Origin of the sequence: Streptomyces sp. NPDC005899, assembly GCF_040629645.1 — a bacterium.
In the GTDB taxonomy this organism is placed as follows: domain Bacteria; phylum Actinomycetota; class Actinomycetes; order Streptomycetales; family Streptomycetaceae; genus Streptomyces.
On record NZ_JBEXWB010000487.1, the window covers coordinates 1 to 3,680 of the forward strand.

Here is a 3,680-nt window from a genome sequence, read left to right on the forward strand (position 1 = left end):
CCGGCGGGACGCGCGGGGGGGGCCGGCGAACAGGGGCATCATGACGTCCACGGGCGGCACTACCGGCCCCGGCTTGGCGGCGCCGCGCGGGCCGGGCGCGCCCCCCCACGACGAGATCGCCCGCACCGGCGAGGGCCTCGTACGGCTCTCCGGCCACGCGGGCGGCACCGAGGGCGGGCTGAGCACGGGTGAGACGCTCCGGGTGCGCGCCGCGATGAAGCCGATCGCGACGGTGCCCCGCCCCCTGCGGACCGTCGACGTGGCCTCGGGCGAGGCCGCCCCGGCCCATCACCAGCGCTCCGACGTGTCCGCGGTCCCGGCCGCCGGCATCGTCGCCGAGGCGATGGTCGCCCTCGTCCTGGCCGACGCCGTGGCGGAGAAGTTCGGCGGCGACTCGGTCGCCGAGACCCGGCGCAACGTGCGGTCCTACCTGGAGCACCTGGTCGTCCGGTGAGAACGGCCCGGGTGTCCCCTCGCGCCTGCCCGGCCGGGCCGCCGGGGGGGGCGGGTCCGGGAGCACCGGTGAACGGATGTGCCCCGTCTCCGGAACGGCGGGAGGCCCCGGAGCGGTCGGGCCGGGTGCCTCGGCGGTACTAGGATATCGGTCCTGGAACGCTCGGACACACGGAGTTGGCACATGGGTGGAGCGCGACTGGACGGCCGGGTCGAGCGGGGGAACCAGACCAGGCAACTGGTCCTGGGGCGCGCGGTCCACGTCGCCTCGACCGAGGGGCTGGAGGGGCTGTCGCTCGGGCGGCTGGCCACGGAACTGAAGCTGAGCAAGAGCGGCGTCTTCGCCCTCTTCGGCTCGAAGGAGGAACTGCAACTCGCCACCGTGCGGGCCGCGGTGACCGTCTTCGTCGAACACGTGCTGACACCGACCAGGGCGGCGGCCCCGGGCCTGGGCCGGGTCTGGCGGATGTGCGAGAGCTGGCTCTCCTACTCGCAGCGCCGGGTGTTCAGCGGCGGATGCTTCTTCTACGCGACCATCGCCGAGTTCGACTCCCGCACGGGCAAGGTGCACGACGCGCTGGCGGCCACCCAGACGGGCTGGGTCACCTTCGTGGAGGAGACCATCGAGGAGGCCAGGGTCCGCGGCGAGCTCGCCCAGGACACGGACGTCTCCCAACTCGCCTTCGAGCTCATCGCGTTCATGGAACTGGCCAACGCGGAGTCCGTCCTGCACAACAACAGCCCCGGCTACACCAAGGCGGCCCGGGCGATCCTCGGACGCTTGCGGAGCGCGGCCACGGACCCCTCCGCACTGCCGCCCGCCCCCTGAAGTCCGCAGGTTCGCCTGCTTGTTGAGCGGGCTCTGTCCGCACCACCGGGTCACCGTCCGTTTCCCGCCGGTATCCGTGCCGCCGACGCACTTTGCTTGTCCTCGCCGCCGCCGCACCACCGCGGCCGGCTCTCCGAGGGACAAGGACGCAGACATGACCAGCAGCGACAGGACCGCGCTCGTGACCGGCGGAAGCCGTGGCATCGGGGCGGCGACCGCCCTCCGGCTCGCCCGGGACGGCGCCGACGTGGCACTGACCTACGTCCAGGACAAGGAGGCGGCCGACGCGGTCGTACGCCGGATCGAGGGGTACGGACGCCGGGCCGTCGCCCTGCGCTGCGACGCGGCCGACGCGGAGGCGGCCGGCGGCGTGGTGCACGAGGCGGCGGACGCGCTGGGGCGGCTGGACGTCCTGGTGAACAACGCGGGCATCGGTCTCGTCGGCCCCGTCACCGGCTTCACCCCGGCCGACGTGGACCGGGTCCTCGCCGTCAACGTACGCGCGGTCTTCCTCGCCTGCCGGGCGGCGGCCGACAGGCTGGCGGACGGCGGCCGCGTCATCTCGCTCGGGACGGCGCTGAGCCGCTACGCCGGTGGCCCGGGCGCCACCCTGTACGCGATGAGCAAGTCCGCCCTGGCCGGGCTCACCAAGCCCCTGGCCCGTGAGCTGGGCCACCGCGGCATCACCGTCAACCTGGTCCAGCCCGGCCCCGTCGACACGGACATGAATCCGGCGGGCGGCCCGTTCGCGGACGGGCAGCGGGCCGCCACGGCTCTGGGCCGGTTCGGCACGACGGCCGAAGTGGCGGCACTCGTCGCCTACCTGGCGAGCCCCGAAGCCGCCTACATCACGGGCACGGAGGTGGTCGTGGACGGCGGCCACGCCGCGTGACCGGCATCGTGCCCTCCCGCGCCCCGCCGTTCTACGCTGGCGGGCACGGGACGGCACGCGCGAACGGAACGGAAGACCATGAGCCAGAACCCCACCCCGGTGCACACCCTCCACGACGGCCGCACGATCCCCGCGGTGGGCCTGGGCACCTGGCCGCTGGACGACGACGCGGCCGAGGAGGCGGTGGCCGGGGCGCTCGGCCTCGGATACCGCCTCGTGGATACCGCGCTGAACTACCGCAACGAGAGGGGCACCGGGCGCGGGATCGCGCGGAGCGGGGTGCCGCGCGAGGACGTGTTCGTCACCACCAAGGTGCCCGGCAGGCATCACGGCTACGAGGAGACGCTCGCCTCGTTCGAGGAGTCCCGGAGCGATCTCGGGCTTGAGTACGTCGACCTCTACCTCATCCACTGGCCACTGCCCGGACTGGACAGGTACGTGGACACCTGGAAGGCGATGATCAGGCTCCGCGAGGACGGTCTCGTACGCTCCATCGGCGTCTCCAACTTCACCGCGGACCATCTGGACCGGCTGGAGCGGGAGACGGGCGTCCTGCCCGTCGTCAACCAGATCGAGATGCATCCGCTGCTCCCGCAGGCGGAGTTGCGGGCGGTGCACGCCGCCAAGGGCATCGTCACGGAGAGCTGGAGCCCGCTGGCCCGCGGGCGGCAGGTACTGGAGGCGCCGGAGGTCCTCGCCGCGGCTCAGGCGCACGGGGTGACGCCCGGCCAGGTGGTGCTGCGGTGGCACACCCAGCTCGGCGCGGTGCCGATCCCGAAGTCCGCCGATCCCGGACGGCAGCGGGAGAACCTCGACCTCTTCGGGTTCGAGCTGACGCCGCGGGAGCTGGAGGGGATCGGGGCGCGGCCGCCGCACCGCTTCGGGGGAGATCCCGCGACCCACGAGGAGTTCTGACGGCCCCGCGGCGAGGTGGCGGCGGGGCCGCCGGTGCGCGTGAACGACGCCTCGGGCGGAACGGCCGGTGTGTGCGGGGCACCCACCGGTCACCTGCTCACCTGGCAGCTGTCACCTGTCACCTGTCACCTGTCACCTGTTGCGCGGGGTGACCTCCGTCATCCGGGACCAGTCGTCACCGGGCACCTCGACGTTGATGATCTCCGGGACCTCGGCGACCAGCTCCGACATCGTCTCGACCGCCGCCTTGAAGTGCGCGGAGTTCACGTGCGCCACCCCCGCCTCCTGCGAGGCGAAGGCTTCGAGCAGGATGAACTGGTCGGGGTTCTCCACGCTGTACGACCAGTCGAAGAACAGGTTGCCCGGCTCCTCACGGGTGGCGAGGGTGAAGGCGTCGACGGCCGGGAGCCAGTTGTCCCGCTCGGCGCTGCGGACGGTGAACTTGACGGCGATGAAGATCATGGAGACTCCCGGTCGAAGCGGCTTCCCGTACGGGGCGGGCGTCGACCAGCGTCCCACACGCCCCCGGGCCCCCGCCCGCCCGGCACACCGCCCTCCGGGCGGGCCTCACCCGCCGGGCCGGGCCGGGTG

The 3,680-nt window shown here is 73.3% G+C and carries 5 protein-coding genes; 4 read left to right on the forward strand and 1 reads right to left on the reverse strand.

Annotated elements, in window-relative coordinates:
• From ABZ371_RS30290 to ABZ371_RS30305, 4 genes are all read left to right on the forward strand, one after another.
• Positions 1–454: chorismate synthase (locus ABZ371_RS30290; protein ID WP_358685608.1), on the forward strand; the 454-nt coding region annotated here is incomplete at its 5' end.
• Positions 455–637: 183 nt separating this feature from the next.
• Positions 638–1,282: a TetR/AcrR family transcriptional regulator gene (locus tag ABZ371_RS30295; RefSeq protein ID WP_358685611.1), complete on the forward strand. Its 645-nt coding sequence runs from the start codon at positions 638–640 to the stop codon at positions 1,280–1,282.
• Between the two features lie 154 nt (positions 1,283–1,436).
• A complete protein-coding gene (locus tag ABZ371_RS30300) occupies positions 1,437–2,174 on the forward strand; it encodes an SDR family oxidoreductase (protein WP_358685613.1) in 738 nt (245 codons plus the stop codon).
• A gap of 78 nt (positions 2,175–2,252) precedes the next feature.
• Entirely contained in the window at positions 2,253–3,089 is an 837-nt protein-coding gene (locus tag ABZ371_RS30305) for an aldo/keto reductase (protein ID WP_358685616.1), read from the forward strand.
• 132 nt (positions 3,090–3,221) lie between these two features.
• Here ABZ371_RS30305 and ABZ371_RS30310 read toward each other — a convergent pair whose 3' ends face one another.
• Positions 3,222–3,551 (reverse strand): putative quinol monooxygenase, encoded by a 330-nt coding sequence (locus tag ABZ371_RS30310; RefSeq protein ID WP_358685618.1) that lies wholly within the window; start codon positions 3,549–3,551, stop codon positions 3,222–3,224.
• Positions 3,552–3,680 lie beyond the last annotated feature (129 nt).

Coding starts and splice junctions, on each gene's coding strand:
- ABZ371_RS30295 (WP_358685611.1), top strand. CDS start 638: ATGGGTGGAGCGCGACTGGACGGCCGGGTCGAGCGGGGGAACCAGACC.
- ABZ371_RS30300 (WP_358685613.1), top strand. CDS start 1,437: ATGACCAGCAGCGACAGGACCGCGCTCGTGACCGGCGGAAGCCGTGGC.
- ABZ371_RS30305 (WP_358685616.1), top strand. CDS start 2,253: ATGAGCCAGAACCCCACCCCGGTGCACACCCTCCACGACGGCCGCACG.
- ABZ371_RS30310 (WP_358685618.1), bottom strand. CDS start 3,551: ATGATCTTCATCGCCGTCAAGTTCACCGTCCGCAGCGCCGAGCGGGAC.